General features: G+C 59.8%; 20 protein-coding genes and 1 pseudogene. 18 read left to right on the top strand and 3 right to left on the bottom strand.

Annotation, left to right across the window (positions count from 1 at the left end; all coding sequences use genetic code 11):
* Window positions 1-157: 157 nt before the first annotated feature.
* A complete protein-coding gene (locus tag ACZ9IL_RS02480; RefSeq protein ID WP_476002068.1) occupies window positions 158-1,033 on the bottom strand; it encodes a helix-turn-helix transcriptional regulator in 876 nt (291 codons plus the stop codon).
* Window positions 1,034-1,163: 130 nt separating this feature from the next.
* Between ACZ9IL_RS02480 and manA the strand changes: the two genes are divergently transcribed.
* On the top strand, window positions 1,164-2,387 hold the full coding sequence (manA, locus tag ACZ9IL_RS02475; RefSeq protein ID WP_476002067.1) for a mannose-6-phosphate isomerase, class I: 1,224 nt from the start codon (window positions 1,164-1,166) through the stop codon (window positions 2,385-2,387).
* 591 nt (window positions 2,388-2,978) lie between these two features.
* Window positions 2,979-3,527, top strand: coding sequence for a YgjV family protein (locus ACZ9IL_RS02470; RefSeq protein ID WP_476002066.1), 549 nt, complete (start codon window positions 2,979-2,981; stop codon window positions 3,525-3,527).
* Window positions 3,528-3,679: 152 nt separating this feature from the next.
* Here ACZ9IL_RS02470 and ACZ9IL_RS02465 read toward each other — a convergent pair whose 3' ends face one another.
* Window positions 3,680-3,829 (bottom strand): hypothetical protein, encoded by a 150-nt coding sequence (locus ACZ9IL_RS02465; protein WP_152599150.1) that lies wholly within the window; start codon window positions 3,827-3,829, stop codon window positions 3,680-3,682.
* 706 nt (window positions 3,830-4,535) lie between these two features.
* Here ACZ9IL_RS02465 and ACZ9IL_RS02460 point away from each other — a divergent pair.
* Window positions 4,536-6,428 (top strand): PTS fructose transporter subunit EIIC, encoded by a 1,893-nt coding sequence (locus ACZ9IL_RS02460; RefSeq protein WP_476002065.1) that lies wholly within the window; start codon window positions 4,536-4,538, stop codon window positions 6,426-6,428.
* A gap of 316 nt (window positions 6,429-6,744) precedes the next feature.
* Here the strand turns inward: ACZ9IL_RS02460 and ACZ9IL_RS02455 are convergent, their stop codons facing one another.
* Window positions 6,745-9,060, bottom strand: a complete 2,316-nt coding sequence (locus ACZ9IL_RS02455; protein WP_476002064.1) for an Ig-like domain-containing protein — start codon at window positions 9,058-9,060, stop codon at window positions 6,745-6,747.
* A 584-nt stretch (window positions 9,061-9,644) separates the two neighbouring features.
* Here ACZ9IL_RS02455 and ACZ9IL_RS02450 point away from each other — a divergent pair.
* The 15 genes and pseudogenes from ACZ9IL_RS02450 (at window position 9,645) to ACZ9IL_RS02380 (ending at window position 25,068) form a co-directional block, all read left to right on the top strand.
* A complete protein-coding gene (locus ACZ9IL_RS02450) occupies window positions 9,645-10,025 on the top strand; it encodes a CopD family protein (RefSeq protein WP_476002063.1) in 381 nt (126 codons plus the stop codon).
* 205 nt (window positions 10,026-10,230) lie between these two features.
* Window positions 10,231-10,492, top strand: a pseudogene (locus ACZ9IL_RS02445) (hypothetical protein).
* Window positions 10,493-10,896: 404 nt separating this feature from the next.
* Window positions 10,897-11,442 carry a GNAT family N-acetyltransferase gene (locus ACZ9IL_RS02440; protein WP_476002062.1) on the top strand — a complete coding sequence of 182 codons (546 nt, stop codon included), beginning with the start codon at window positions 10,897-10,899 and terminating at the stop codon, window positions 11,440-11,442.
* Between the two features lie 184 nt (window positions 11,443-11,626).
* A complete protein-coding gene (locus tag ACZ9IL_RS02435; RefSeq protein WP_476002061.1) occupies window positions 11,627-12,151 on the top strand; it encodes a hypothetical protein in 525 nt (174 codons plus the stop codon).
* A gap of 47 nt (window positions 12,152-12,198) precedes the next feature.
* Window positions 12,199-12,990 (top strand): XAC2610-related protein, encoded by a 792-nt coding sequence (locus ACZ9IL_RS02430; RefSeq protein WP_476002060.1) that lies wholly within the window; start codon window positions 12,199-12,201, stop codon window positions 12,988-12,990.
* Window positions 12,991-13,622: 632 nt separating this feature from the next.
* Window positions 13,623-15,527 carry a PTS fructose transporter subunit IIABC gene (locus ACZ9IL_RS02425; protein WP_476002059.1) on the top strand — a complete coding sequence of 635 codons (1,905 nt, stop codon included), beginning with the start codon at window positions 13,623-13,625 and terminating at the stop codon, window positions 15,525-15,527.
* A gap of 421 nt (window positions 15,528-15,948) precedes the next feature.
* Entirely contained in the window at window positions 15,949-17,355 is a 1,407-nt protein-coding gene (gene uhpT / locus ACZ9IL_RS02420) for a hexose-6-phosphate:phosphate antiporter (protein WP_476002058.1), read from the top strand.
* Window positions 17,356-17,565: 210 nt separating this feature from the next.
* Window positions 17,566-17,871, top strand: coding sequence for a PTS fructose transporter subunit IIB (locus tag ACZ9IL_RS02415; RefSeq protein WP_476002057.1), 306 nt, complete (start codon window positions 17,566-17,568; stop codon window positions 17,869-17,871).
* Entirely contained in the window at window positions 17,872-18,639 is a 768-nt protein-coding gene (locus ACZ9IL_RS02410; protein WP_476002056.1) for a PTS sugar transporter subunit IIA, read from the top strand.
* Between the two features lie 105 nt (window positions 18,640-18,744).
* Window positions 18,745-19,704 carry a pseudouridine synthase gene (locus ACZ9IL_RS02405; protein WP_476002055.1) on the top strand — a complete coding sequence of 320 codons (960 nt, stop codon included), beginning with the start codon at window positions 18,745-18,747 and terminating at the stop codon, window positions 19,702-19,704.
* Window positions 19,705-19,730: 26 nt separating this feature from the next.
* Window positions 19,731-20,198 (top strand): NUDIX hydrolase, encoded by a 468-nt coding sequence (locus tag ACZ9IL_RS02400; RefSeq protein WP_476002054.1) that lies wholly within the window; start codon window positions 19,731-19,733, stop codon window positions 20,196-20,198.
* A gap of 318 nt (window positions 20,199-20,516) precedes the next feature.
* Window positions 20,517-21,623, top strand: coding sequence for a tRNA 2-thiouridine(34) synthase MnmA (mnmA, locus tag ACZ9IL_RS02395; protein WP_476002053.1), 1,107 nt, complete (start codon window positions 20,517-20,519; stop codon window positions 21,621-21,623).
* A gap of 164 nt (window positions 21,624-21,787) precedes the next feature.
* Window positions 21,788-22,396, top strand: a complete 609-nt coding sequence (gene hflD, locus ACZ9IL_RS02390) for a high frequency lysogenization protein HflD (RefSeq protein ID WP_476002052.1) — start codon at window positions 21,788-21,790, stop codon at window positions 22,394-22,396.
* A gap of 36 nt (window positions 22,397-22,432) precedes the next feature.
* Complete coding sequence (gene purB / locus ACZ9IL_RS02385) at window positions 22,433-23,803, top strand: adenylosuccinate lyase (protein ID WP_476002051.1); 1,371 nt, start codon at window positions 22,433-22,435, stop codon at window positions 23,801-23,803.
* A gap of 134 nt (window positions 23,804-23,937) precedes the next feature.
* Window positions 23,938-25,068, top strand: coding sequence for a ribosomal protein uL16 3-hydroxylase (locus tag ACZ9IL_RS02380; RefSeq protein ID WP_476002050.1), 1,131 nt, complete (start codon window positions 23,938-23,940; stop codon window positions 25,066-25,068).
* The last annotated feature ends 226 nt before the right edge of the window (window positions 25,069-25,294 follow it).

The raw sequence follows: 25,294 nt of genomic DNA, 5'->3' as shown, positions 1-25,294 counted from the left end.
CGGCCATCTTAGCCCATCCATTTTCATAATCAAATGGCGGGTGCGCATGTCCGACCATAGTCGGGCACTGGATCACAATGCACCCGCCCCGCTCGCGTTCGATCACTCCTGACCGCATCCAACGCCTGTGTTACGCAGCCTCAGGCGGTATCCTCCCTCACTCTGCCAGGCTGTCGGTCTGGCCCTGCGGCTGGCTCAGGGAGCGGTATTGAGAGGGGGTCAGCCCGGTCTTCTGCTTGAACACCCGGCAAAAATAATTTACATCGACGTAACCACAGCGGTTTGCCACCTCTTCCAACCGAAACCGGTACTTTTTCAACATGAACTTGGCCCTGTCGATGCGCACCCAGCTGATGTAATCGGCGAGGCGCATGTGCCCCTGCTCGCGAAACAGGTGAGAGAGATGGCTGGCCGAGACGTTGAAGCGGTGCGCGATGGAGTCGCGGCTGATGGGACGGTGAAAGTTCTCCTGGATGTAGATGCAGATCCCGTGGAACAGGTCCGCCCCCCTCGGCCGGTCGAAGGCGGACTCCGCCAGCAGCTGGCGGGCGCTGGTGAGCAGCGCCTGCAACAGATGGTTGTCGGTGGGCGAGCGACCGGGATCCTCGGTCAGCGCATTGAGCGCCGCCAGTATGTGCTCGATCACGTGCCCCGCCCGGGCCATGATGCTGTGCTTTTGCACGTCGAAGAAATCGGGTTCGTCGCGGCGCTTGCTCACCAGGCTGAAACCGAGCTGGCGCTTGCCAAACAACAGGCTCAGCACCGAACAGTCGGTGGTCCATTGCGGTTTGTTCCAGCCGTTGGGGGGGATGTAGAGCGCCTGTCCCGGCAATACGCTGACTAGCTTGCTGCCCTGCTCCTTGTCCCAGATCTGGTTGAGGTATTCACCGCTGAACACCAGTTCGAGGCGGGGAAAGTTGACCTGATAGCTGAAACCGGGCGGCACGCCCTGCTCGCTGGCAAACCAGATCTGCTCAAAGGGAACCTGTTCATGGAGGGCGCCGTCGAGCAGCTGGCTGAAGATGAGTGACATGATGATCCCGATCAAGAGAGAGGCAAGCGATTGCGGCGCGCGCGACCGCCCATGTTATAGTCCGGCACTGCGGGTCAATTCTACCTTTTTCTTCACTCTCGTTTTTTTCAAATTACATGAGGCGTCCCTTATGAGCAGTCGCGATCTGCCCTCTTCACTCCCCCCTTTTCTGCTGATGCAAAACCCGATTCAGGGCTATGACTGGGGCAGCCATGACGCCCTGACCCACCTGTTCGGCATCCCCAATCCCGCTGGAAAACCCCAGGCCGAGCTGTGGATGGGCGCCCATCCCAACGGCTGCTCCGAGGTAACACTGGCCGGCGCTGCACAGAAGCTCTCCAGCCTGATCGATGGCGCCCCGGCGGCTGCGCTGGGGGAGGCTACCCTGGCTCGCTTCGGCAGCCTGCCGTTCCTGTTCAAGGTGCTGTGCGCCGAGAAGGCGCTCTCCATCCAGGTGCACCCGAGCAAGGCCCAGGCCGAGGTCGGCTTTGCCAAGGAGGAGGCCGCCGGCATCTCGCCCAAGGCTGCCAATCGCAACTACAAGGATCCGAACCACAAGCCTGAGCTGGTGTTTGCCCTCACCCCCTATCAGGCGATGAACGGCTTTCGCGCCATTCCCGCCATCCTGGCGCTGTTCGAGCGGGTCAATATCCCTGCCCTGAGCGAGCTGACCGCAGCCCTGGCCAGCGCTCACTCAGCTAATCGGAGCGAGACCGGCCTGCAGCACTTCTTCCACCAGTTGCTGATCCTGGAAGGGGAACCTAAAGAGAGAGCGCTGGCGGATCTGCTGGCCTATGCCGCCCAGCATCAGGACGAGGAGACCTTTGCGCTGATCACCTCGCTTGCCACCCAGTACCCGGGAGATGTGGGGCTGTTCTCACCGCTGTTGCTGAACGTGGTGACCCTGGCGCCGGGCCAGGCCATGTTCCTCGACGCCTGCACCCCCCACGCCTATGTGCGCGGCACCGGCCTCGAGATCATGGCGAACTCGGACAACGTGCTGCGCGCCGGGCTGACGCCCAAGTACATCGACGTGGCAGAGCTGCTCGATTGCACCCGCTGCCTGCCCAAGCCGGACGATCAGATCCTGCTGGCCCCCCGCGTCGAAGGCGCCGTGCAGCACTTCGATGTGCCGGTACCGGACTTCACCTTCAGCGTCTATCCGGCCGGCGAGTACCATCTCACCACCGCCAGCGCCGAGATCCTGTTTGCCATCGATGGCACGGTGACGCTCAAGCAGGGTGATGAGATGCTGCGCCTCGTGAAGGGGCAGTCCGCCTTCGTCCCCGCCGCCACCGGCCACTACCAGTTGCTGGTCGAGGGCCGGGTCGCCCGTGCCGGCAACCGCAGCTAAGAGCCGACGCACGGCACAGATAACAATGAGGGCCATCCATCGATGGCCCTCATTGTTGCGCTACTAGCCCCCCGCCCCTGAGCCAGAGAGGTCTCTCAAGGTGCGGGATAAGGTACGTCAAGCGCCGATCTGAACTGCCAGTGCGCGAGATACTCACGGGCAACCGCCGCATGTCGCGCAGGGCTACCAGGTTCTCCGAGGTGAGCGTCTCGACGGAGGGGCGACGTTGCAGGAGCCGGTGTCGACCGTGCCGTCATCGACGATGATGTCCTGTCGTGATGGATGTGGAAATTGGTCGATGGCGGGACAGAGCGCCGCGGTGATCGGCACCTTGACTGGAACCGGTTACATGGTACGATTTTGCACCGGACAAGGCCCCTTCGACGGCCCTGCCCTCATTGTCAAACCCGCCATTCATTGCGCGCGGGCCAGACGCAGCCTCATTGGAGTCATTCCAGTGCCGGCACCAAGCCCAAGGTTTTCCATGACTGACCTGCTGTCCCCATTCGCCGCCCTCGGCAGCGAACAACCGCGCGGTAACGCGCCTCATCACGCCAAGGGCTCGGCGCTCTGCAACTGCGGTATCTCCCTGTGAATCTGACACTGAGCTGGCTGACCCCGGTCTGGACCCTGTTTCAGCAACAACCTTTGGCCCAGGGCATCGGCCTCGCCGCCATGCTGGTCGGCATCAGCGCCTTCCGCCAACGGGATGACGGGCGTTTTCGACTGCGCCTGTGCCTCTATCAGGGGGCCATCGCCTTCCACTTCCTGCTGATGGGGGCCAGCACGGCGGGGCTCAGTGCCGGCCTCAGCTGCGCTCGCACCCTCATCTCGGGGCGCACCCGCAGCCCCTGGGTGATGCTGTTCTTCCTGGTGCTGGTGTGGGGGCTCGGCATCCCCGGGATCACCAGCCCGGTGCAGTGGCTGCCCATCATAGGCACCACGGTCGGCACCTGGGGCCTGTTCCGTACCCAGGGCATAGCGCTGCGGCTCTGCATGCTGGCGGGAGGGTTTTGCTGGACCAGCCACAACATCCTCATCGGCTCCATCGGGGGCAGCCTGATCGAGTTGAGTTTCCTGTTCGTCAACTGCCACACCATGTACCGCATGTGGCGCCAGCCGCTAACGACCCCTACCTGAGGCTTGGCCCGCGTCCGTGACGCCGGATGAGCCGGATCAATAGCTCACCCGCCCCGGCGCCGAGCCTGCCAGAAAAAAACCACCGCCCTGACAGGGCGGTGGTTTTTTATTATCAAGCTGACGATGGCCATCACGGGGTGGCCATCTTCTGGCTAGTTTTCTGCCGCTTCCGGCTGGGGCGTCTCGGTGCGCTCCCGCTGCAGTTCATCGACCCTGGCTTGCCATTTGTCATGGGCCTGTTTTTGCCCCTGTGACTCAAATTCCTGGCGCATGGTGTCGATCTCTTGGTCAAGTTTTTCCATCAGGATGTCTCCTTACATCTCGGGTTACACACTGGCTGACGGCACAGTTGGCCAACCTGCTCTCTTGATTGGACACCAATCCCGCCTCCATTGTCCAACCAAATAAACGATTGATTATGCAAAAACCAATCTAAAAAATGATGAATGGTTTCTTGTGAGGCCGCCAAAAACGCCTTCTCCGCGTCGAAAAACACCCCCTCAAAAATCACAAACAATCGATTACTATCAAATACTTAAATTAAATCTAGCAACCCCTTAATCTTGGTTAAAGATGGCGGGTGACTATGCACGTTTTTCTCACTCAGCCCAGCCTCACCTCTTCTTGCACCATGCGGAGCGGGCATCATGACCCCGCTCAGCCTCCATTTTGCCAGATGGCTCACATTTCAAGACCGGCCTGAGGCGCACAAATCTCCATTCAGGTTGTGCGGTCAATATTGGCAAATGCCCTAATCGCGTTTTCATTCATGGTTTTTATAAAATTAACCATCTGTTTTTAATGGTGTTTATTAAAAATAAGTCAGATTGAAAGCCATATAGCAAAATGCGAGCAGGGTCACAGGGCTGTGGTATTGACACAAAACTCCAGTAAAGGGCACATATCTCCGATTTCGGTGAGAGGTGTTGGACGAAACAATAGCGGGGTCAATCGTTTGCTCCATCCAAACATCACCTCACCAGGGCTCGCAGGAGCCAGGAGACACCAATGCTCACCTCGTTGATAGATGAAGGACTGATCTGCCTCGACCTTGCCGCCCGCGACAAGCAGGGGCTCTTTGTCGAGCTGGCCGCCCAGCTGAAAAAAAGCGGTAAAATAGCCGATCAGGATAGTTTCGTGCGCGATCTCTGGGCCCGGGAGAATCTCGGCAACACCGGTTTCGAGCAGGGCGTCGCCCTGCCCCACGCCAAGAGCGAGACGGTGACGGCCCCCGCCATCGTTGTCGGCATCAGCCGCCAGGGGATCGACTACGGCGCCGAGGACGGGCTGCCCTCCCGCCTGTTCTTCATGATTGCCTCCCCCACAGGCGCCGCCAACCACCATATCGAGGTGCTGGCCGAGCTCTCCACCAAGCTGCTGGAACCCGATTTTATCCCCCGCATGCAAGCAGCCCGCAGCAAGGCCGAGGTGCTGGCCCTGCTCTCGGCCACAGGCAGCGTTAAGCCAGCCCCAACACAGGCGAGCCGAGCGTCTCACGTCAGTGCCCCCGAGCCCCAGGATCGCAGCATCAAGGCCCAGCTCAATACCCTCAAGCAGCACCTGCTGTTTGGCACCTCCCACATGATCCCCTTCATCGTCGCGGGGGGCGTGCTGCTGTCGCTGTCGGTGATGATGAGCGGCAAGGGCGCGGTGCCCGAGGCCGGGGTGCTCAAGGACATGGCCGACATGGGGATCGCGGGGCTGACCCTGTTTACCGCCGTGCTCGGCGGCTACATCGCCTACTCCATGGCGGACAAACCGGGGCTGGCTCCCGGCATGATCGGCTCCTGGATTGCGGTACAGCAGTTCCATACCGGCTTTCTCGGCGCCATTCTGGTGGGCTTCATCGCCGGGCTTATCGTCAATCAGCTCAAGCGCATAAAGCTGCCGGACTCCATGAGTTCGCTCGGCTCCATCTTCATCTATCCGCTCGTCGGCACCTTCCTGGTGTGCGGCATCGTCATGTGGGTGATAGGTGCCCCCATCGCCGCCATGATGGAGGGGATGAACCACTGGCTCTCCAGCATGGCCGGCTCCGGCAAGGTGATGCTGGGCGCCATTCTCGGTGGCATGACCGCCTTTGACATGGGCGGCCCGGTCAACAAGGTCGCCACCCTGTTCGCCCAGACCCAGGTCAACACTCAGCCCTGGCTGATGGGGGGCGTCGGCATCGCCATCTGCGTGCCGCCGCTGGGCATGGCGCTGGCCACCCTGCTCTCACCCCGTCGCTACAAGAAGGAGGAGCGTGAGGCGGGCAAGGCGGCCGCCATCATGGGCATGATCGGCATCAGCGAGGGGGCTATTCCGTTCGCCGCCGCCGATCCGGTGCGGGTCATCCCGGCCATCGTCGCGGGCGGCATCGTCGGCAACATCACCGGCTTCATGATGCACAGCATCAACCACGCCCCCTGGGGTGGCTGGATAGTGCTGCCGGTGGTGGAAGGCAAGATGGGTTACATCCTCGGCACCGTACTCGGCGCCCTGACCACGGCCCTCATCGTCAACGCGCTGAAAAAACCGGTGACCGACGAGGAAGAGGTCGCCACCCCGAATGGCGGCTATGAGGTCATCGAAGCGGAAGGAGAAGCGGACGTGCTCGCCATCACCGCCTGCCCCTCCGGCGTCGCCCACACCTTCCTCGCCGCCAAGAGCCTGCAAAAGGCGGCAGCCAAGGCGGGGATCAAGCTGAAAGTGGAGACCCAGGGCGCCAACGGCATCATCAACCGCATCACGGCAAAGGACGTGGCCAACGCCCGCTGCGTCATCCTGGCCCACGACGTCGCCATCAAGAACAGGGAGCGCTTCACTAATATCGAGATTATCGATGTTAAGACCAAGGATGCTATCCATAATCCAGATGGATTATTGGCCCGCACCCAGGCAAACAGCAAGGTGGCCTGAACCATCAGCCACTGACATGACGAGGGGCCGCGAGGCCCCTTTTCTTGTCTATGCCCTGTCGCCACAAGCCATCGACACCATCCTCTGGAACAGCCAGACCGGGAGGCACAGCCCCCCTGTCGGAGTATCTTCGCCTGCATCCCGAGAACGTCACCGACGATGATGAGAACACCTGTGGCTCCGATAAGGGGTTAAGCCATTTCTTCCCCAAACGACGCGAGCCGCCATTAAGGCGGCCCGCTAAGGGGGGATTTGGCGGCTCAGGATAGACCCGCCACCTATAATACGCTGCCCGCACCGGACAACAGCCAGGAGCTTATGGCTTGGCCAGGGTATCGAGGTCGCCAATCAGCAGCGTACCCCGCCCTCCCGTCATCTTGTGGAAGTTGGTGCCCTGTTGAGACGGATTGTCGGTCCGGGTCAGCAGGGTGGCGCCGTCGTTGTAGTTTTTGATCTCGGTAGCGGTAAGCGTCCGATCCGACAGGATCAACAGCAGCGCCCTGAACTGTTTCTGCGCGTCGGCCGCCGCGGGTACCCTGGGTTTCTGATCCGCCGGGATCAATGCGTAGGCGTCGAGGCTGGCCGGATCCGTCATCTCGTTCGCCGCCATCAATCCCATCAGATAGAGCTCGATATCGGCGTAGTTGGCACTCACGTCGTTCAACTGCCCGCTGATGCCAAGCTCTCTCCCCCAGTGCCCCGGCTGGCTGCTTGGCACCGCCCAGTTCGCCCAGCGGTGGGCCATCTCGTGCAAGATGGGGCCATAGGTTGAGGTAGACAGGTACTTCTTCATGTAGAGGAAGGAGACGCCCTGCAGCTTGCCGCCGGAGTGGAACGCCGCCGTGTAATCCATCGCAGGAAGACCTATGCCCAGGATGTCGTTCTTGACGTGGGTGTATTCGCCGGTGGGCATGCCAGGCGGCACCCCATCGTTGTTCATCAGCACAGTGATGAAGTCGAACTGGTCCTGAAACTGGGCATAGACCAGCCCGGTCAGCTCTTTGAGCGCCGCCTGCCCCTCGGCGGAGTTGATGGAGGTGCGGTTCCAGAATGCGAACGCCTCCGGACTCAGGACCAGGGAAGCCAGCTGGTTGCGTAGCGGCTCGACCAGGATGGGATCCGCCGCCGGCACCACCGACAGGCTGGCCAGGTTGGCACTCACTCCGGCCATCTCGGCCGAGATCAGCGCCGTCCCCTCTGCCAGTCCCGTCGCCTCACCGCGACTGCCCTCGGCATTGCTGATGGCCGCGATGGCGGGATCGTCGGAGTGCCACCAGAGCGCCGCATCCTGGGTCACCTCCCGCGTGCCGCCATCCGACAGCGTCGCCATGGCCTGGAAGGATCGCTTGGCCCCCACAACCACCGAGGCGTTATCCGGCGAGATAGCCAGGTCGGTCACCACGGCCGGGGAGACGGTCACCGCAGCCGAGGCCGTGAATGGCGCGCCGGCGACGGTCCCGCTTGCCGTGATGCTGGCCGTCCCCGCCTGGTGGCCGGTCACCAGACCCTTGCTGCCCACCGCGCTGCTGACACTCGCCAGCTCGGGGTGACTGCTGGTCCAGTGAAGGAGCGGACTCTGGGTCACATCGAGGGTACTGCCATCGGACAGATGGGCTGTGGCGGTGAATGGGGTCTGCAATCCGACGGGAACGCTCCCATTTTCCGGCTGCAGGCTGAGCCGGATCATGGTCGCCTGGCTCACCTCGATCCGTTCGCTCGCAACGAGCGCCATCTCGTTGAGGGTGCCACTCGCCATGATATCGGCGCTGCCCACCGCAAGCCCCGTCACCACCCCGTCGGGGTCGACGCTTGCCACCGCCGGGGCATTGCTGCTCCAGCTCAAGGCCTCGTGGCCGGTCACCTCGATGGGGGCACCGCCGTCCGACAGGCTGGCAAAGGCATGCAGTTGCGCGCTCAGCCCGACCGGCAGCGGACCCGCCGGCGCCTGAATGTCCAGCCCGGAGATCTGGGCGTCGGTCACCTCCAGCTGCGCCGAGGCATTGAACTCGACACCGTTGGCGCTGCCGACGGCCTCTATGATGGTGCTGCCCACCGCCACCCCGGTGGCAATCCCCTTCTGATCGGCGACATTGCTGATGGTGGCTATTTCCTCCTGCTGGCTGTGCCAGCTGATCGCCTCGGCCCGGGTCACCTCCCGCGATACCCCGTCGGAGAAGGTGGCGATGGCCACGAATTCCTGATCCAGCCCAGGAGGCACCGCCGCCTTGGCCGGCGTGACCTGCAGATCGGTCACCCGAACGTCGATCACCTCCACCGTGGCGGTGGCGCTGTAAGGCTCGCCGTTGGCGGTGCCGGTCGTGGTGATGAGCGCCGTCCCCGGGCTGATGCCCTTGGCGAGCCCATCGTCATCTATGGTGACCACGGCGCTGTCGCTGCTGCTCCAGGTGATATTGGGGTGCGGCGTCACATCCTGTACCATGCCGTCATCCCAGACGGCCATGACCTGGAACTGCTGCTCGAAGCCGACAGGCACCCTGGCACTCCCCGGGCTGACGTGCAGGGAAGAGAGGGGATGCCCGTCACCGGATGCGCCGCTCTCCTCGTCGTCATCACCACAGCCCCACAGCGCCAGCGCCGCCAGCCCTATCATCATGTACTTGCGCAAACTCATCACCACTACTCCCACTCATTCCCTGATCCGGCTCACAGCTCATGAACCGGGACTGCCTGTCGCGGCAGCGATTTGAATCTTTCGCGGAGTAGAGCAATGGACCCTGCCGCCGTCCATCGAAAGTCGCAGCGCAGAAAGCCAGGGTTCAGAAAGGAGATAAGGACAGACCAGTCAGGTGCCAACCCGTTCGATTGCAGGGATGCGTCGACGCGATCTGGCGATCATCAGTGCGATGACGGGCACCTGACCCGGCTTCCATGGCTCCGCCCGCAACGACCCGCTCCGCCCAGAAGTTATTTATTGATCTTGAACAGCTTTTAGTCGCCATTTGGTTTTGCGAAATCATGCCATTGGTTAACATCTTTAGCCGATGGCCAAACAGGGTCGCTAATGCCCTGGGGTCATCCCAACAGGATGTCAGTCCATTGCAACCTCTGCGATCGCCCATGAGATGGGACGCGTCGGTGATTGATGCGATGGTTCATTAAAGACAGATCAACAGATATATAACCGGAGGGATGATGTACGGATTGGCACTGTTGTTACATATATTGGCGGCCACGATCTGGACGGGTGGCCATATAGTGCTGTCGGTGGTGGTACTGCCAAAGGTATTGAGAGAGCGCTCCCCCGCCAGGCTGTTGGAGTTCGAGTCGGTTTACGAAAAGATCGGCATGCCGGCGCTGATCATCCAGGTGATAACGGGTCTGTTTTTGGCTTACCGAATGCTGCCAGATGTGAGCCAGTGGCTGGATTTTTCCAATCCCATCGCCCACCCGATCCTGGTAAAGCTGTCGTTGCTAACCTTGACGCTCTGCTTTGCCCTGAGTGCGCGGTTTCGAGTCATCCCCCATCTGTCCGAGAAAACACTCAATGCCATGGCGTGGCATATTGTCCCGGTGACCATCATCTCCATCCTGTTTGTCATCACCGGCGTGTCGTTTAGAACCGGTTGGTTTTATTGATGCTCGGGAATAAATCGAGCTGAGCATCTGTTTCCACGTGTTGGCATCCCGGTGTTAACTCCCCAACGCTGCCGAGGGGCCGAATCGTTGAACCCGACACCGCCCCAGCCGGTTAGGCCTCGACACAGCCCCCTGAACGGGGAGTTGAGAGCCAGACGGAGAAGATTATGATGGGCGCGCCCCCCACCTCGAGAGCGACGCCAGTATGACAACCTTGAGCGAACCGTGCGAAATCCATCGTTGCGACCGCTGCGGCGAGCGCACCCGCCATATCGTGGTGCTGGTCCCTCGCGACCACAGCAAGGACATCATGCCCAAAGACAAGTCCAAGACCTTCTGGCAAGCCTTTCGCGCCAGCCTGCTCACCAACACCGTATTTGGAGACAAGCTCGCCTACCTGGACCCTAATGTGCGACATCTTATCTGCGAGCTGCGAGCGCTGCGGCGAGACCTTTCTCGAGTATTGAGCGCCATGTCACAAAGTGGCTGGCGCCTCTGCGGTAACTCAAGTCAGCCCCGCCAATTCCGCGCTGGCCGCCCCCCCCCTGAACAAGCCATTTGTTGATCCCGAGCCGGTTTTTATCGGCTCCCTGTGTTACTACCGCACCGCTTTGATTAAGATGTTCCACTTGGCTACCAATGCCTTTGTGGAGTCGCATCCATGACACAGATCTATCACGCCATTTCAGGTCAATCGCAGATGAAAAGCAGCAAGTTGGAGGCTGAGATCCAGGGGCGGTAGCTTAGTCTGATGAAAAGGTGAAGGTCTTGAATATGTCTTCGCGAAAGTCCGATTACGCTGCGCTAATCGAACCTACAGTTATAATCGGAGCGACACTTAACCGAGTGTTATACGTAACTAGGTGAATATATGGAAATAGTAGAAGCAAAACTATCAGATTTAGATCTTTTCTTTGAGTATCTAGGTGTTCAACTTCTAGAAAACGCATCCGACAACTCACCACTATTTCAACCAATTCCAAAGGATCACTGCAAAGTATCAGAACAACTTAGAACCAAGTTTCGAGATGGTTTTGGCGTTAGTATCGGTAAGCCAAGTTGGAGAAAGCTTTGGTTAGCTAAAAACTCAAGCAGCCATATTCTTGGGCATATAGATTTGCGCCATTACAGTGGAGAATATAACACCCATCGTGTTTTGTTAGGCATGGGTGTAAAAAACAATGCCAGAATGCAAGGTTTAGGAATAAAGCTATTAGAATCAGCATTCCGATTTTGCCAAGAAACTGACAGTATTGACTGGTTAGATTTAAACGTCCTTTCAAACAACATTCCCGCAAAGAGCCTGTATTTGAGGTGTGGCTTCAAAATTATAGGTGAAGTATCTGATTTTTATCGCATTGATGGAGAATCAGTGTCAGAAACTACGATGACTCTCTGCACAAAAAATCATGTATAAGGAATGATTTTAGAGATGTTCTCTAGGCATTGCAGGCTCGTAGGCTCGTAGGCTCGTAGGCTCGTAGGCTCGTAGGCTCGTAGGCTCGTAGGCTCGAATAGCGTAGTGTATTCGAACATTCGCGTCATCACTTCGTTCATTGCACCCTACGGCACTACAACTTTACATATCAAGACAAAATATTATGAAAGCAAGCGTAATTTACTTATTATTGCTCATCGAATTATTCAGCCAAACCACATTCGGTAGCGAAGCCGGATCTCAAATGCCACCTCGGACAGAGGACTATCCGGCACCACCTGCATATAAAGGTAAGCCAGCCAAGCTTTCACTAGACTCTGAATTGGCCAGAGCATTCCGCACCCGACTGACCGAGGCATTGTCACAAAAGCCAGTATATGCAGGTGAATATGTACTTACAGGCTGGGGATGCGGTTCATCAGGTTGTTATAACCAAGTCCTGGTCAACAAACGCACGGGAAAGGTACTGGATACTGTATTTAATGCATATAGCTCATATGATGTAAGTGATGATTCTGATACCCGTGTGGGAGAATGGATAGAGTCTCCTCAAATTGATAGCAGCCTTCTTACCACGACCAAAGTTGAAAACAGTAATGATGGTGCATCATTTATTTATCACACCAATTATTACATCATTGATAAAAACCAGCTCACGCTCATAAAAACGTTTCAAGACAGTAAATAAACGACGCAAACAACACTTAAAAAACTCAAATAGCAGAATAAATAAACATGAAAAATTTTGTCATCATTGCAACTTTATTATTATGTTTCTCCGTCTCTGCAGAGACAAACTCATCTTATGTTATTGACGGAGTAAAAATTGAAATACAAAAAGAAAATGACTGTTATTATTTATTGGATACCGGAAAAGAGAAAGAAAAACTGATATGTGTTGATGATGAACTGCAATCTGATGTTATCATAAAAGATTTCAATTTTGATGGTTATAAAGATATCGCCATCACTAACTCTCTCGGCATGGTAAATACTGTTTTTTATGTATTCTTTTATGACCATATAAATGCAGCATTTAAAGAGTTAAAAACTGCGAATTATAAAATGCCAGCCTCTTCCTGTGGGGGGCTCTATAACCTTGCGGTTAGATCAGAGGCTCTTTCTTTAGTTAGCTCTTGCCGCTCCGGTCCTATATGGTATTACGACACTTACCGATATAATGCCCAAGGTGAACTCTGGCTATATAAGACAACAGAGCATCAGATCCAAAATTCCGAGATTGATACTTTCCCTCTCTACGAGCACACATTTAATCAGAAGGGAGAGAAACTGGACACCGTTGCGATTGACTTTGATGGTAAGAAAATTCTCTGGCCAGTCACTTCCGAGAAAGCCTTTCTCTACTCATCACCTGAAAAAACATCAAAGACCAAAGCCTATCTTATTCATAATGACAAAGTAGAAATTCTAGAGCAAAAGGATGACTGGATTAAGATTCGGTTTGCCTCCAGAAAAGGCCACCTTGTCCGCTGGCTTTATCTTCCAGAAGCAATAGCCAAAAGTTAAACTAGAACTTTTAATACCCAAGCATACTTAGATATTCGCGTCATCAATTCGGTAGGGTGCAATAAGCGCAGCGCATTGCACCTCTACCTTTTCTGCCTCCAAACAAGCGGTGCAATTCACTTCGTTCTTTGCACCCTACGGGGCCAATGCCTGTGGTTTCACTCGTGCGTTGTGGTGGGCTGTCTGGCACCGATGGCGCGACCCATTTATCCACCCTTCCCCTCGCCTGCCTCCCCTTATCAAGCGCCCCACCACCGCCATTTATGTGCGTCAGCTCACACCCCGCCCGCTCTTTTCACCTCACAAATTTACAGCTCCGCACCTCTTCATGGCCGAATCACATCACAAGCCATCACAAAAGCACGTTGAAAAAAAACGTCAAGATACTGATTTTTAAAAACAAAAAATCACTCACCGATTCAATTCAGACCAATTTTGTCAGCTGGTCTGCTGTGCGATCGGGGTCACATTCGAGGTGATGTCGCACAAAAATCCAGTATTTCGCAGTTTTGTCCGATAGGTGTGCTGCCTAGCGGGCGGGATAATAGTGGGGTCACTTTTGTCTGCATGTCTTGGGCGGTAGCCCAGGAAAAGATGCCAACAGGCTCCATCAAGGGAGCAGGGAGAACGCCATGATCACCACCCTTATCAACGAGCAACTGATCGCGCTCGATTTAAAGGCCACGCGCAAGGAGGAGGTCTTCAGCGAGATGGCTCGCCTGCTGGTCTCCCAGGGCAAGGTCAGCGATGAGCAGCAGTTCATCAAGGACTTGTGGGCCCGGGAAGCGCTGGACAACACCGGTTTCGAGGAGGGCGTTGCCCTGCCCCACGCCAAGAGCGCGGCAGTAAGCACCCCGGCGGTGGCCATCGGCATCAGCCGCGCCGGCATCGACTACGGCGCAGAGGATGGCAAGCCCTCCCGGCTGTTCTTCATGATTGCCTCCCCGGCCGGCGGCGCCAACCACCATATCGAGGTGCTGGCCGAACTCTCCGCCAAGCTGATAGAAGAGGGCTTCATCGCCAAACTGCTGGCCGCCAAGACCTCGGTTGCCGCGCTGGCCCTGCTGCTCGAGAAGAAAGAGGATCAAGCCGCCCCGGCTGCCGACAAGGGCTTCATCATCGGCGTCACCGGCTGCCCGGCCGGCATCGCCCACACCTATCTGGCGGCCGAGTCGCTGGAGCGCGCCGCCAAGGAGCTGGGTTACGAGGTGAAGGTGGAGACCAACGGCTCCATCGGCGTCAAGAACAGCCCGACCGCGGCCGAAATTGCCCGCGCCAGCGCCATCGTCGTCGCCTGCGACAAGCAGGTTGACATGGCCCGCTTCAACGGCAAGCCGCTGATCAAGACCGGAGTCAAGGCCCCCATCAAGGATGGCAAGGGCCTTATCGAGCAGGCGCTCAAGGCCCCCGCCTATGTGGCGGACAAGGATGAGCGCAAAAGCGAGGAGAAGAGCACCGGCGGCAGTGGCGATCTCTACCGTTACCTGATGAACGGCGTCTCCCACATGATCCCGTTCGTGGTCACGGGGGGGTTGCTGATCGCCCTGGCGCTCGCCATCGGCGGCGATCCGACCCCGAGCGGCATGCAGATCCCGGCAGGGAGCATGTGGAACCAGATCCTCAACGTGGGCGTCGCCGCCTTCACCCTGATGATCCCCATCCTGGCGGGTTACATCGCCTACGCCATCGGTGACAGACCTGCCCTGGCACCGGGCTTCATCGGTGGCTGGATTGCCAACAACGGCAGCTTCTACGGCGCCGACGCCGGTACCGGCTTCATCGGTGCCATCATCGCGGGCTTGCTGGTCGGTTATCTGGTGCGCTGGATTGCCACCCGTCACTACCACAAGATGGTGCAGCCGCTGGTGCCTATCCTGATCGCCCCCATCGTCGGGTCGCTGTTTATCGCCGCCGTCTTCATCTTCATCATCGGTGCCCCCATCGCCGACATGATGACCGGCCTGAACGCCATGCTGCTCTCCATGAGCGGCGGCAGCCTGGTGCTGCTGGGCATAGTGCTGGGGGGCATGGCGGGCTTTGACATGGGTGGCCCGGTCAACAAGGTGGCCTTCCTGTTCTCGGTGGGCATGATAGCCTCCGGCCAGACCCAGTTCATGGGGGCCATGGCCTGCGCCATCCCGGCCGCGCCGCTCGGCATGTCGCTCGCCACCGTGCTCGGCCGCAAGATGGGTATCTTCGATGCCTCCGAAATCGAGGCGGGCAAAGCCGCCGGTGCCATGGGCCTGGTGGGGATCTCCGAGGGTGCCATTCCGTTCGCCGCTCGTGACCCGCTCGCCGTCATTCCGGCCAACGTGCTGGGCAGCATGACCGCCGCGGTGATGGCCTTCCTGTTTGGCATCACCAACAGCGTGGCCCACGGTGGCCCCATCGTGGCCCTGCTGGGCGCCGTCAACAAGCCGCTGCTGGCCCTGCTCTGCATGATCTGCGGCGCCATCGTCACCGGCGTGGTCGCCGTTGCCCTGAAGAAACTGCGGCTGAAGAAGACAGGCGAAACCGCGCTGGCCAAGGCCGCCTGACGTTCTCACCTATCGCTTCTCACAGATAGCCAGAGGCCACCCCAGGGTGGCCTCTTTTATTGCCTGCTCGCCGAGGCGCTCAGGCGCCGCTCGACACATAGATTCGCTTATCGAACGGCCGTCCCGTGATCCCCTTCACACTTCGCGGCCAGATCCCGCCAAACTAGGAAATTTTCCTATCTCCCCTAGGGATGGCTCTCACGCCCTCCCGGCAGCACCTCATTACAGTCGTCCCACCTGATGTAGTGACCCGCCCCTTCGCAGACGCAAGGTGCCGGGCACAGGTTCAATCGACCGGGCAGCCCCGCTTCCCCGTCGGCCTTTCCGTGGCGTGACCTCTTATAACCGGTTGAAGCATCAACCACTGAACAAACGAAGGGCGCGGCGGGAATACCGTCTATCTCGCAGAGGATGAACGAAGATGTTGAAATTGCTCCAACAGGTCCGGGTCCCCACCCTGGACCTGCCGGTCGAAGCCCGGCGCAAACTCTGGTTCAAGCCGTTTATGCAATCCTATCTGGTTGTGTTTATCGGCTATCTGACCATGTATCTGATCCGCAAGAACTTCAACATTGCGCAGAACGACATGATCCAGGAGTACGGTCTCTCCATGACCCAACTCGGCATGATTGGCCTTGGTTTCTCCATCACCTACGGGGTGGGCAAGACCATCGTCTCCTACTATGCCGATGGCAAGAACACCAAGCAGTTCCTGCCGCTGATGCTGATCCTCTCCGCCCTGTGCATGCTGGGCTTCAGCGCCAGCATGGGCGGCACCGGTTTTAGCCTCTACTTCATGATCTTCTTCTATGCCCTGAGCGGCTTCTTCCAGAGCTGTGGCGGCTCCTGCAGCTACTCCACCATCACCAAGTGGACCCCGCGCAACAAGCGCGGCACCTACCTCGGCATGTGGAACCTTTCCCACAACGTGGGCGGGGCCGGGGCGGCCGGGGTGGCACTGTTCGGTGCCAACTACCTGTTCGATGGCAACGTGCTCGGCATGTTCATCTTCCCGTCCATCATCGCGCTGGTCGTCGGCTTCGTCGGCCTGCGCTTTGGCAACGATTCGCCGGAGGCCTACGGTCTGGGCAAGGTGGAGGAGCTGTTTGACGAGGTCGCGAGCGAAGAGGACATCGCCACCGAGGAGCAGAAGCTGACCAAGGGTCAGATCTTCGTCAAGTACGTGCTGATGAACAAGGTGATCTGGCTGCTGTGCTTCGCCAACATCTTCCTCTATGTGGTGCGCATCGGCATCGATCAGTGGTCCACCGTCTATGCCCACCAGGAGCTTGGCTTCTCCAAAGAGATCGCCATCCAGGGCTTCACCTTCTTCGAAGTGGGCGCCCTGGTCGGCACCCTAATGTGGGGTTACCTCTCCGATCTGGCGAACGGTCGCCGCGGCCTGGTGGCCTGTGTGGCACTGGCGCTGATCATCGCGACCCTGGGTCTCTATCAGCACGCCACCACCCAGTTCATGTTCCTCGGCTCCCTGTTCACCCTGGGTTTCCTGGTGTTCGGCCCGCAACTGCTGATCGGCGTGGCCGCCGTGGGCTTCGTCCCCAAGCAGGGGATCAGCGTGGCCGACGGGGTCAAGGGCACCTTCGCCTACCTCATCGGTGACAGCTTCGCCAAGCTGGGGCTGGGCATGATTGCCGATGGCACCCCCATCTTCGGTCTGACCGGCTGGGACGGCACCTTCGCCGCCCTCGACATAGCCGCCGCCGCCTGCCTGGTGTTGATGGCCTGCGTAGCCGTGGCCGAGGAGCGCAAGATCCGCCGTATCAAACGGGAACTGAAAGCGGCCGAGCTGGCGACCCAGCCCGCCTGATAGATAACGAGTTTCACTCCGTTGTGTGCATTCGGCTCGCCCTCTGGCGGGCCGTTTTTTTATCTTGGCGCCATCATCCACAAACGGGGCCAAGCCTTGGATGAAGCGGCGCCAGCGCGCCACCAAGATCCCACTTTTCGCCCGCACCTTTGGCAAAATCAGGCGCTTGGCGCTATCTTGTTGCCCCACTTCAATTTGCTTCGAGAGCCCATGAAGATCCTCGCCGTCACCGCCTGCCCTACCGGCATCGCCCACACCTACATGGCCGCCGAGGCGCTGCAAAAAGCCGCCGACAAACTGGGACTGAAGATCAAGGTCGAGACCCAGGGCGCCATGGGGCTGGAGAACGTGCTGACCGCCCGGGACATCGCCGCCGCCGATCTGGTGCTGATCGCCTCCGACATCGAGATCGAGCAGAAGGAGCGCTTCCTCGGCTGCCCCCTGCGCCAGGTATCGCTGGAATCCGTGCTGATCGACGCAGCCGCCGTGCTCAAAGCGTCCATCAGCGGCGTCTGAATGCTGCGCCGCGAGCTCACCTTCTGTTGCCGCCAGGGCCTGACCATCACCCAGGCCAAACAGCTCTGCCGACTGGCAGGGCTGTTCAAGTCTCATATCCAGTTCATCAATGTGACCCGCCGCCAGAACGTAGCGGCGACTAACCAGCTCGCCCTGCTCACCCTGGCGACCCAACCCGGCGATCTCTGCCAGCTGCTGATCGAGGGGCTGGACGCGGAGCTCGCCCACATGGCCTTCACCTGCTGGTGCGTTGAGCTCGGCCAGCCGCTTGGTCGACCCACCACCGCCGCCCAGGCCGAACAGCGACTGCGCGATGCCCAGCCCGACTACTGCTTCTCACTGGGCCAGCTCGGCCACGCCAACGCCCCCCTCGACAAGGCGCTGGCCCTGAGGGTGCTGGTGGACTTGCTGCCGGGGGAGCTGGTGCGTGACCGGCCCGCGCTGGAGCAGGCCATCGATAGCCGCGAGCGGCTCGCCGCCACCATCATCCGACCGGGGCTTGCCATGCCCCACGTGATCTGCCCCGCCATCCGCCAGCCCTCTCTCTCGCTGCTGAGCAGCGCCGAGCCCATCGAGTGGGGATCGGCGCTCGGGCCGGTCAACACCCTCATCTTGCTGGCCATCCCGACCGATCTCGCCCCCGAGCAGCTGCGCCCCCTCACCCGGCTGGCCCGCGCCCTGATGGACGAGACGGTCAGCACGGCGCTCTTGCACGCAAGCTCCCCCCCAGCCCGGCAGGCCATCGTCATCGAAGGCCTGCTGAGCTGATCAGGCTCATCGACGTCTTTGCGCTGACGTGAGCCAGCTTCGTTCATCTGCCAGCCGATCCCCCTGTGATACAATCCCGCATCCTCTGCTTTTGGTGTGCATTCGATGAAACCAGCCCGTCCCCGTCTCTCTCTCGCCAACCATCCGCCGGCCACCGGCCGCACCACAACGGCGGGCCAGGCACGCCCACGGGCCGAGCCAAAGCCGCCCCTTGCCCTGGCCGATCGCAAGCTGTTGCTGCTGAACAAGCCCTACATGGTGCTGTGCCAGTTCACCGACGAGGCGGGCCGCAAAACCCTCAAGGATTACATCACCGAGCCCGGCATCTATGCCGCCGGCCGGTTGGATCGCGACAGCGAGGGGCTCTTGCTGCTCACCAACGACGGCAAACTGCAGGCTCGCCTGACCCAGCCGGGGGAGAAGACTCCCAAGACCTACTGGGTGCAGGTGGAAGGCGTGCCGAGCGAGGAAAATCTGGCGAGTCTGCGCGCCGGCGTCGAGCTCAACGACGGCCTGACCCTGCCCGCCGGGGCGCGGATCATGGATGCGCCTGATGTCTGGCCACGCAATCCCCCCATTCGGATGCGCAAGGAGATCCCCACCTGCTGGCTGGAGATCAAGATAGTGGAGGGGCGCAACCGCCAGGTGCGGCGCATGACGGCCCACATCGGCCACCCGACCCTGCGCCTCATTCGCTACGCCATAGGTGACTGGAATCTCGATGACCTGACCCCAGGCCAGAGCCGCAGCCTGCCCGCCCCCGAGCTGGCCGCGCTCTCCCGTGCCAATACATCGCGCGCCAATGCATCGCGCCGGGACGGCCAGGGAACGCCGGATCGGGCGGTGAAATCGACTGCAAACAATAAGATTGACGATAAATTGCGCAATCAAAATAGGCCGAAGGCAGCGCGAGATGCTGTTAGCGCATCGCAGAATAGCAGGCCCCATGGCGCCGAGCGCGGCCTAACCCCATCCCGTCCCGCCCAACCAGCGGACGGCAAACCCCGCAGCTCGGGACGTGGCACGGCCCGTCGCCCGGCTCGCGGTGGCAACAGCCAATCCTGAATGAACACGAGAGACAAGGAGTCCTTATGACTGATCACCCACCCCTGCAGAGCCGTCTGACGGTGGCCGCCCTGGTACACTGGCAGGGGCGCTTCCTGCTGGTGGAGGAAGAGATCGCGGGCCAGCGCCGCTTCAACCAGCCCGCCGGCCATGTGGAGCCAGGGGAGAACCTGATCGACGCCGCCTGCCGCGAGCTCAAAGAAGAGACGGGACTCAGCGCCCGTCCCGACAGCTGGCTCGGGGTCTATCTGTTCAAACCGGCGGACAGCGAGGCCACCTTCGTGCGCACCGCCGTCATCTTCGACCTTGAAAAGGCGCCGGGTCAGCACCATCCAGAGGATCCCGACGGCGACGTGCTGGCCTGCCACTGGCTCACCCTTGACGAAATAGCCGAGTGCAAACCGGCCCTGCGCAGTCCGCTGGTGTGGCAGTGTATCCAGGATTATCTGGGGGGAACCCGGCTGCCACTGTCGGCCCTCAAGGCCTTTATTTGAGAGTCTGTCCACGATCTTACTGCGAGGCCGTGATCAAGGCTCATGTGCTGCTCGCTTGTTTGTCACCGAGAGGGCTCACGCATATCTATACGCGCCGGTTCCTGCGCTGCTCTTTACCGAGCCTCCGACCTCTCGTGACCGATCGTGAGCAGGCCATTTGAGGTCGTTTGGCGCCATTTTTTCATCATGGTGCCGACAATCAGAAAAACGATTTCCTGTCATCCTTCCTCGCAAGGGAAGCTGTGCAGGGATATGTGACCCGGGGCGCGAAATTCTGGTAGAATACGCCCCGTTTAAACGAACTGGTAACTTCGACTAATGACAGACAACAGCCAAATCAAGGTGATCGTCGGCATGTCCGGCGGCGTGGATTCTTCCGTCTCGGCCTACTTGCTCCAGCAGCAGGGTTATCAGGTCGAAGGCTTGTTCATGAAGAACTGGGAAGAAGACGACACGGACGAGTACTGCTCTGCCTCCCAGGATTTGGCTGACGCTCAGGCCGTCTGCGACAAGCTGGGCATGAAGCTGCACACCATCAACTTCGCCGCCGAGTACTGGGACAACGTGTTCGAGCACTTCCTCGAAGAGTACAAGGCGGGCCGCACGCCGAACCCGGATATCCTGTGCAACAAGGAGATCAAGTTCAAGGCGTTCCTGGAATTTGCCGCCGAAGAGCTGGGTGCCACCTACATCGCCACCGGCCACTATGTGCGCCGTGACGACAGCACCGGGCGCCCGCGCCTGCTGCGCGGTCTCGATGGCAACAAGGATCAGAGCTACTTCCTCTACACCCTGAGCGAAACTCAAGTGGGTCAGAGCCTGTTCCCGGTCGGGGATCTGGAGAAGCCGGAGGTGCGCCGCATCGCCGAGCAGCTCGAACTCGTCACCGCCAAGAAGAAAGACTCCACCGGCATCTGCTTCATCGGTGAGCGCAAGTTCAAGGACTTCCTCGCCAAGTTCCTGCCCGCCCAGCCCGGCCCCATCGAAACCGTGGACGGCAAGGTGATCGGCGAGCACCAGGGCCTGATGTACCACACCCTGGGTCAGCGCAAGGGCCTCGGCATCGGCGGTCGCAAAGACGCCACCGAGGAGGCCTGGTACGTGGTGGACAAGGAAGTGGAGCGCAACGTGCTGGTGGTGGCGCAGGGCGAGCATCCGCGTCTCTACTCCGACGGCCTGATCGCGAGCCAGCTGCACTGGGTGGATCGCACCCCGATCCGCGCACCGCGCCGCTGCACCGTCAAGACTCGCTACCGCCAGGAAGACATCCCCTGCCTCATCCAGCCCATCGACGATGAGACCATCCGGGTCATCTTCGACGAGAAGCAGGCCGCGGTGACCCCGGGCCAGTCCGCCGTCTTCTACGACGGGGAAGAGTGTCTGGGTGGCGGCATCATAGAGCAGCGCTTCAGCCATCCGGTGTGAATGACGGAATGGGCTCCCTTCTCCCCTTGCGGGAGAAGGGCTGGGGATGAGGGGAATAGCTAGCCACCCTCACCCTGGCCTCTCCCTGAGGGAGAGGCCATACAAAAGGATCATGGCTTGCTACGGCATCAGCCAATGAGTGAACAGAACAGGGCCATGAATTTATGAGCGATAAATTTCAAGACAGAACCATGGCCTTTGCCGGCATCTGCCAGGCGGCCTATCTGGTGCAAAAAGTAGCCCGCGACGGCAGCTGCGACGAGGCCTCCCTGCGTGAGAGCCTGCAAAGCGTGCTGGTGACCAATCCCAAGCAGCCGCTGGAAGTGTTCGGCAGCCACCTCGCCATCCGCGACGGCTACCGCGCCCTGGTGGAACAACTTGGCACCAGCAACCAGAAGAACGCCGAGCTGACCCGCTACGTGGTCAGCCTGATCGCGCTGGAGCGCAAGCTCGCCAAGCGCAAGGACATCCTCAACATGCTGGGGGAGCGGATCGGGCAGATCGGCCGTCAGCAACAGCATTTCGATCTGCTCGACGAGCAGATCCTGGCCAACATGGCGAGCATCTACAGCGATCTCATCAGCCCCATCGGGCCGCGCATCCAGATCGCTGGCACCCCGCTGTTCCTGCAACAGCCGCTGGTGCAGCACAAGGTGCGCGCCCTGCTGCTGGCGGGCATCCGCGCCGTGGTGCTGTGGCGCCAGCTTGGCGGCAGCCGCACCCAGATCATCTTCGCCCGCAAGAAGATGGTGGAACTGGCCAAACGTTTCTAAGTTTCTAACCCCCCACACACATCAGGAGTTCACCCCATGGAGCTGTCCGCGCTGACTGCTGTTTCCCCGATTGACGGTCGTTATGGCGACAAGGCCGATGCCCTGCGCCCTATCTTCTCCGAATTCGGCCTGCTGCGTTTTCGCGTCGAAGTCGAGGTGCGCTGGTTGCAGAAACTGGCGAGCCACGCCGGGATCCCGGAAGTCCCTGCCCTGAGCGCGGCCGCGAGCGCCCTGCTCGACGGCATAGTCCAGAACTTCAACGAGAGTGACGCCGCCCGCATCAAACAGATCGAGCGCACCACCAACCATGATGTGAAAGCGGTGGAGTACTTCCTCAAAGAGAAGGTGGAAGTGGACCCGGAGCTGGCTGCCATCAGCGAGTTCATCCACTTCGCCTGCACCTCGGAAGACATCAACAACAACTCCCACGGCCTGATGCTGAAAACCGCCCGCGACGAGGTCATCAAGCCTTATTGCGAGAAGCTGATCAGCGAGCTCAAGCGCCTGGCCCATGAGTATCGCGACATGCCGCTGCTGTCCCGTACCCACGGCCAGCCTGCCACCCCGAGTACCATGGGCAAGGAGATGGCCAACGTCGCCTATCGCCTCGAGCGCCAGTACAAGCAGATCATGGCGGTCGAGATCCTCGGCAAGATCAACGGCGCGGTCGGCAACTACAACGCCCACGTCAGCGCCTACCCGGATGTTGACTGGCACCAGTTCTCCGAGCAGTTCGTCACCTCATTGGGCCTTACCTGGAACCCCTACACCACCCAGATCGAGCCGCACGACTACATCGCCGAGCTGTTCGACGCCATGGCCCGCTTCAACACCATCCTGATCGACTTCGACCGGGACGTGTGGGGCTACATTTCGCTGGGTCACTTCAAGCAGCGCACCGTGGCGGGCGAGATCGGCTCCTCCACCATGCCGCACAAGGTCAACCCCATCGACTTCGAAAACTCCGAAGGCAATCTGGGTCTGGCCAACGCAGTGTTCCAGCATCTGGCGAGCAAACTGCCGATTTCCCGCTGGCAGCGAGATCTCACCGACTCGACCGTGCTGCGCAACCTCGGTGTCGCCGTCGGCTACTCCCTGATCGCCTATCAGGCGACCCTCAAGGGGATCTCCAAGCTGGAAGCCAACAGCGCGGCCATGGCCGCCGATCTGGATGCCAACTGGGAAGTGCTGGCCGAGCCGATCCAGACCGTGATGCGTCGCTATGGCATCGAGAAGCCCTACGAGAAGCTCAAGGAGCTGACCCGTGGTCGCCGTGTCGATGCCGAAGGCATGCGCACCTTCATCGACACCCTCGAACTGCCCGAGGAAGTGAAGGTGGAGCTGAAGAAGCTGACCCCGGCCAACTATATCGGTCAGGCCCAGCGACTGGTCGATCTGCTGAAGTAAGCGGATAAGATGCACTCGGGGGCCCTGGGCACGATTGCCACGGGGCCCCTGTTATTTTGGCCTGCAACAAAGGTCTTGCCCCAGGCCGGCAGACGCCTTGGGCAAGACCTTTCTGAATGAGATACGAGAAAATCATGTACGAACTCAATCTGGATATCGCTCACTTCCTCGAGCATTACTGGCAGAAGCGCCCGCTGCTCATCAAGGGTGGCTTCAAGGACTTCCAGGATCCCATCAGCCCGGACGAGCTGGCGGGCCTGGCCATGGAAGAGGTGGTGGAATCTCGCCTGGTGACCCGCTTTGACGGCAAGTGGGCCGCCGCCCACGGCCCCTTCGAATCCTACGATCACCTGGGCGAAGAGAACTGGACCGTGCTGGTGCAGGCGTGCAACCACTGGGCCCCCGAGGTCAACGAGCTGGCGCTGCCGTTCCAGTTCATCCCGGGCTGGCGCTTTGATGATGTGATGGTGAGCTTCTCCACTCCCCACGGCGGCGTCGGCCCCCACATCGACAACTACGACGTGTTCATCACCCAGGGTCAGGGCAAGCGCCACTGGCGGGTGGGCGATGCAACGCCGCGCAGCGAGTTCGCCGCCCACGCGGCCCTGCTGCACTGCGAGCCGTTCGAGGCGATCATCGACGTCATCATGGAGCCGGGCGATATCCTCTACATCCCGCCCGGATTCCCCCACGAGGGCTACGCCATCGAGCCGTCCCTGAACTTCTCGGTGGGCTTCCGTGCGCCGGATGCCAAGGCACTCATCTCCTCCTTTGCCGATCACCTGATCGACAACGAGATGCGCACCGAGCGTTACGCCGATCCTGATCTCAAACCCCGTGCCCGTCACGGCGAGATCCTGCCCCACGAGATGCACCGTCTGCGGGAATTGATGCAGCAGGCGCTGGACGATGAGACCCTGTTCAAGGAGTGGTTCGGCACCATGATCTCCGAGGCCAAGCACGATCTGGACGTCAATCCGGTCGAGCCTGACTACAGCGCCGAGGAAATCGCCGACCTGCTGACCCAGGGCGAGCCCGCCATCAAGGTGCCGGGGCTGCGCTCGGTCTGGTTCAGCGGCGACGCCCAGCAGTGCTACATCGACGGCGAGGCCTGGACCCTGCAGAGTGAAGATGCTGCCGCCATCTCGCTGTTGTGCGACCAGGACATCATCACCCAGGCCGACATGGTGGAGCTCGCCGATCAGGCCGGCTTCCTGCAACTGCTGACCCGCCTGGTCAACCGTGGCTACTGGTTCTTCGGCTGATCCCAAGCCGTGCGAAACCCGGTCATACCAAGGCGCCGCTGGTGACAGCGGTGCCTTTTTTCCCTCGAAGGCCTCCCTTTATTCTCCTCTCGCTGGCAACCGACGGCCCCCTCACTACACTTGGTGGCGGCTCGGTCATAAATCGCCGATCGCCCTTGGCGCCTTACTCTGTTGTTTGTTATTTAACAACATTCGTTCGACGCCTGTGCGCGCGATGAATGGGAAC

The sequence above is a fragment of the Aeromonas sp. TECH754 genome, assembly GCF_056279295.1.
Note: the sequence above shows the minus strand (reverse complement) of the source record. Positions and strands in the feature narration are given on the sequence as shown.

Bases quoted from the DNA above. Each gene is read 5' to 3' on its own strand.
- ACZ9IL_RS02480 (WP_476002068.1), bottom strand. From the start codon at position 1,033: ATGTCACTCATCTTCAGCCAGCTGCTCGACGGCGCCCTCCATGAACAG.
- manA (WP_476002067.1), top strand. From the start codon at position 1,164: ATGAGCAGTCGCGATCTGCCCTCTTCACTCCCCCCTTTTCTGCTGATG.
- ACZ9IL_RS02465 (WP_152599150.1), bottom strand. From the start codon at position 3,829: ATGGAAAAACTTGACCAAGAGATCGACACCATGCGCCAGGAATTTGAG.
- ACZ9IL_RS02460 (WP_476002065.1), top strand. From the start codon at position 4,536: ATGCTCACCTCGTTGATAGATGAAGGACTGATCTGCCTCGACCTTGCC.
- ACZ9IL_RS02455 (WP_476002064.1), bottom strand. From the start codon at position 9,060: ATGAGTTTGCGCAAGTACATGATGATAGGGCTGGCGGCGCTGGCGCTG.
- ACZ9IL_RS02440 (WP_476002062.1), top strand. From the start codon at position 10,897: ATGGAAATAGTAGAAGCAAAACTATCAGATTTAGATCTTTTCTTTGAG.
- ACZ9IL_RS02435 (WP_476002061.1), top strand. From the start codon at position 11,627: ATGAAAGCAAGCGTAATTTACTTATTATTGCTCATCGAATTATTCAGC.
- ACZ9IL_RS02430 (WP_476002060.1), top strand. From the start codon at position 12,199: ATGAAAAATTTTGTCATCATTGCAACTTTATTATTATGTTTCTCCGTC.
- ACZ9IL_RS02425 (WP_476002059.1), top strand. From the start codon at position 13,623: ATGATCACCACCCTTATCAACGAGCAACTGATCGCGCTCGATTTAAAG.
- uhpT (WP_476002058.1), top strand. From the start codon at position 15,949: ATGTTGAAATTGCTCCAACAGGTCCGGGTCCCCACCCTGGACCTGCCG.
- ACZ9IL_RS02415 (WP_476002057.1), top strand. From the start codon at position 17,566: ATGAAGATCCTCGCCGTCACCGCCTGCCCTACCGGCATCGCCCACACC.
- ACZ9IL_RS02410 (WP_476002056.1), top strand. From the start codon at position 17,872: ATGCTGCGCCGCGAGCTCACCTTCTGTTGCCGCCAGGGCCTGACCATC.
- ACZ9IL_RS02405 (WP_476002055.1), top strand. From the start codon at position 18,745: ATGAAACCAGCCCGTCCCCGTCTCTCTCTCGCCAACCATCCGCCGGCC.
- ACZ9IL_RS02400 (WP_476002054.1), top strand. From the start codon at position 19,731: ATGACTGATCACCCACCCCTGCAGAGCCGTCTGACGGTGGCCGCCCTG.
- mnmA (WP_476002053.1), top strand. From the start codon at position 20,517: ATGACAGACAACAGCCAAATCAAGGTGATCGTCGGCATGTCCGGCGGC.
- hflD (WP_476002052.1), top strand. From the start codon at position 21,788: ATGAGCGATAAATTTCAAGACAGAACCATGGCCTTTGCCGGCATCTGC.
- purB (WP_476002051.1), top strand. From the start codon at position 22,433: ATGGAGCTGTCCGCGCTGACTGCTGTTTCCCCGATTGACGGTCGTTAT.
- ACZ9IL_RS02380 (WP_476002050.1), top strand. From the start codon at position 23,938: ATGTACGAACTCAATCTGGATATCGCTCACTTCCTCGAGCATTACTGG.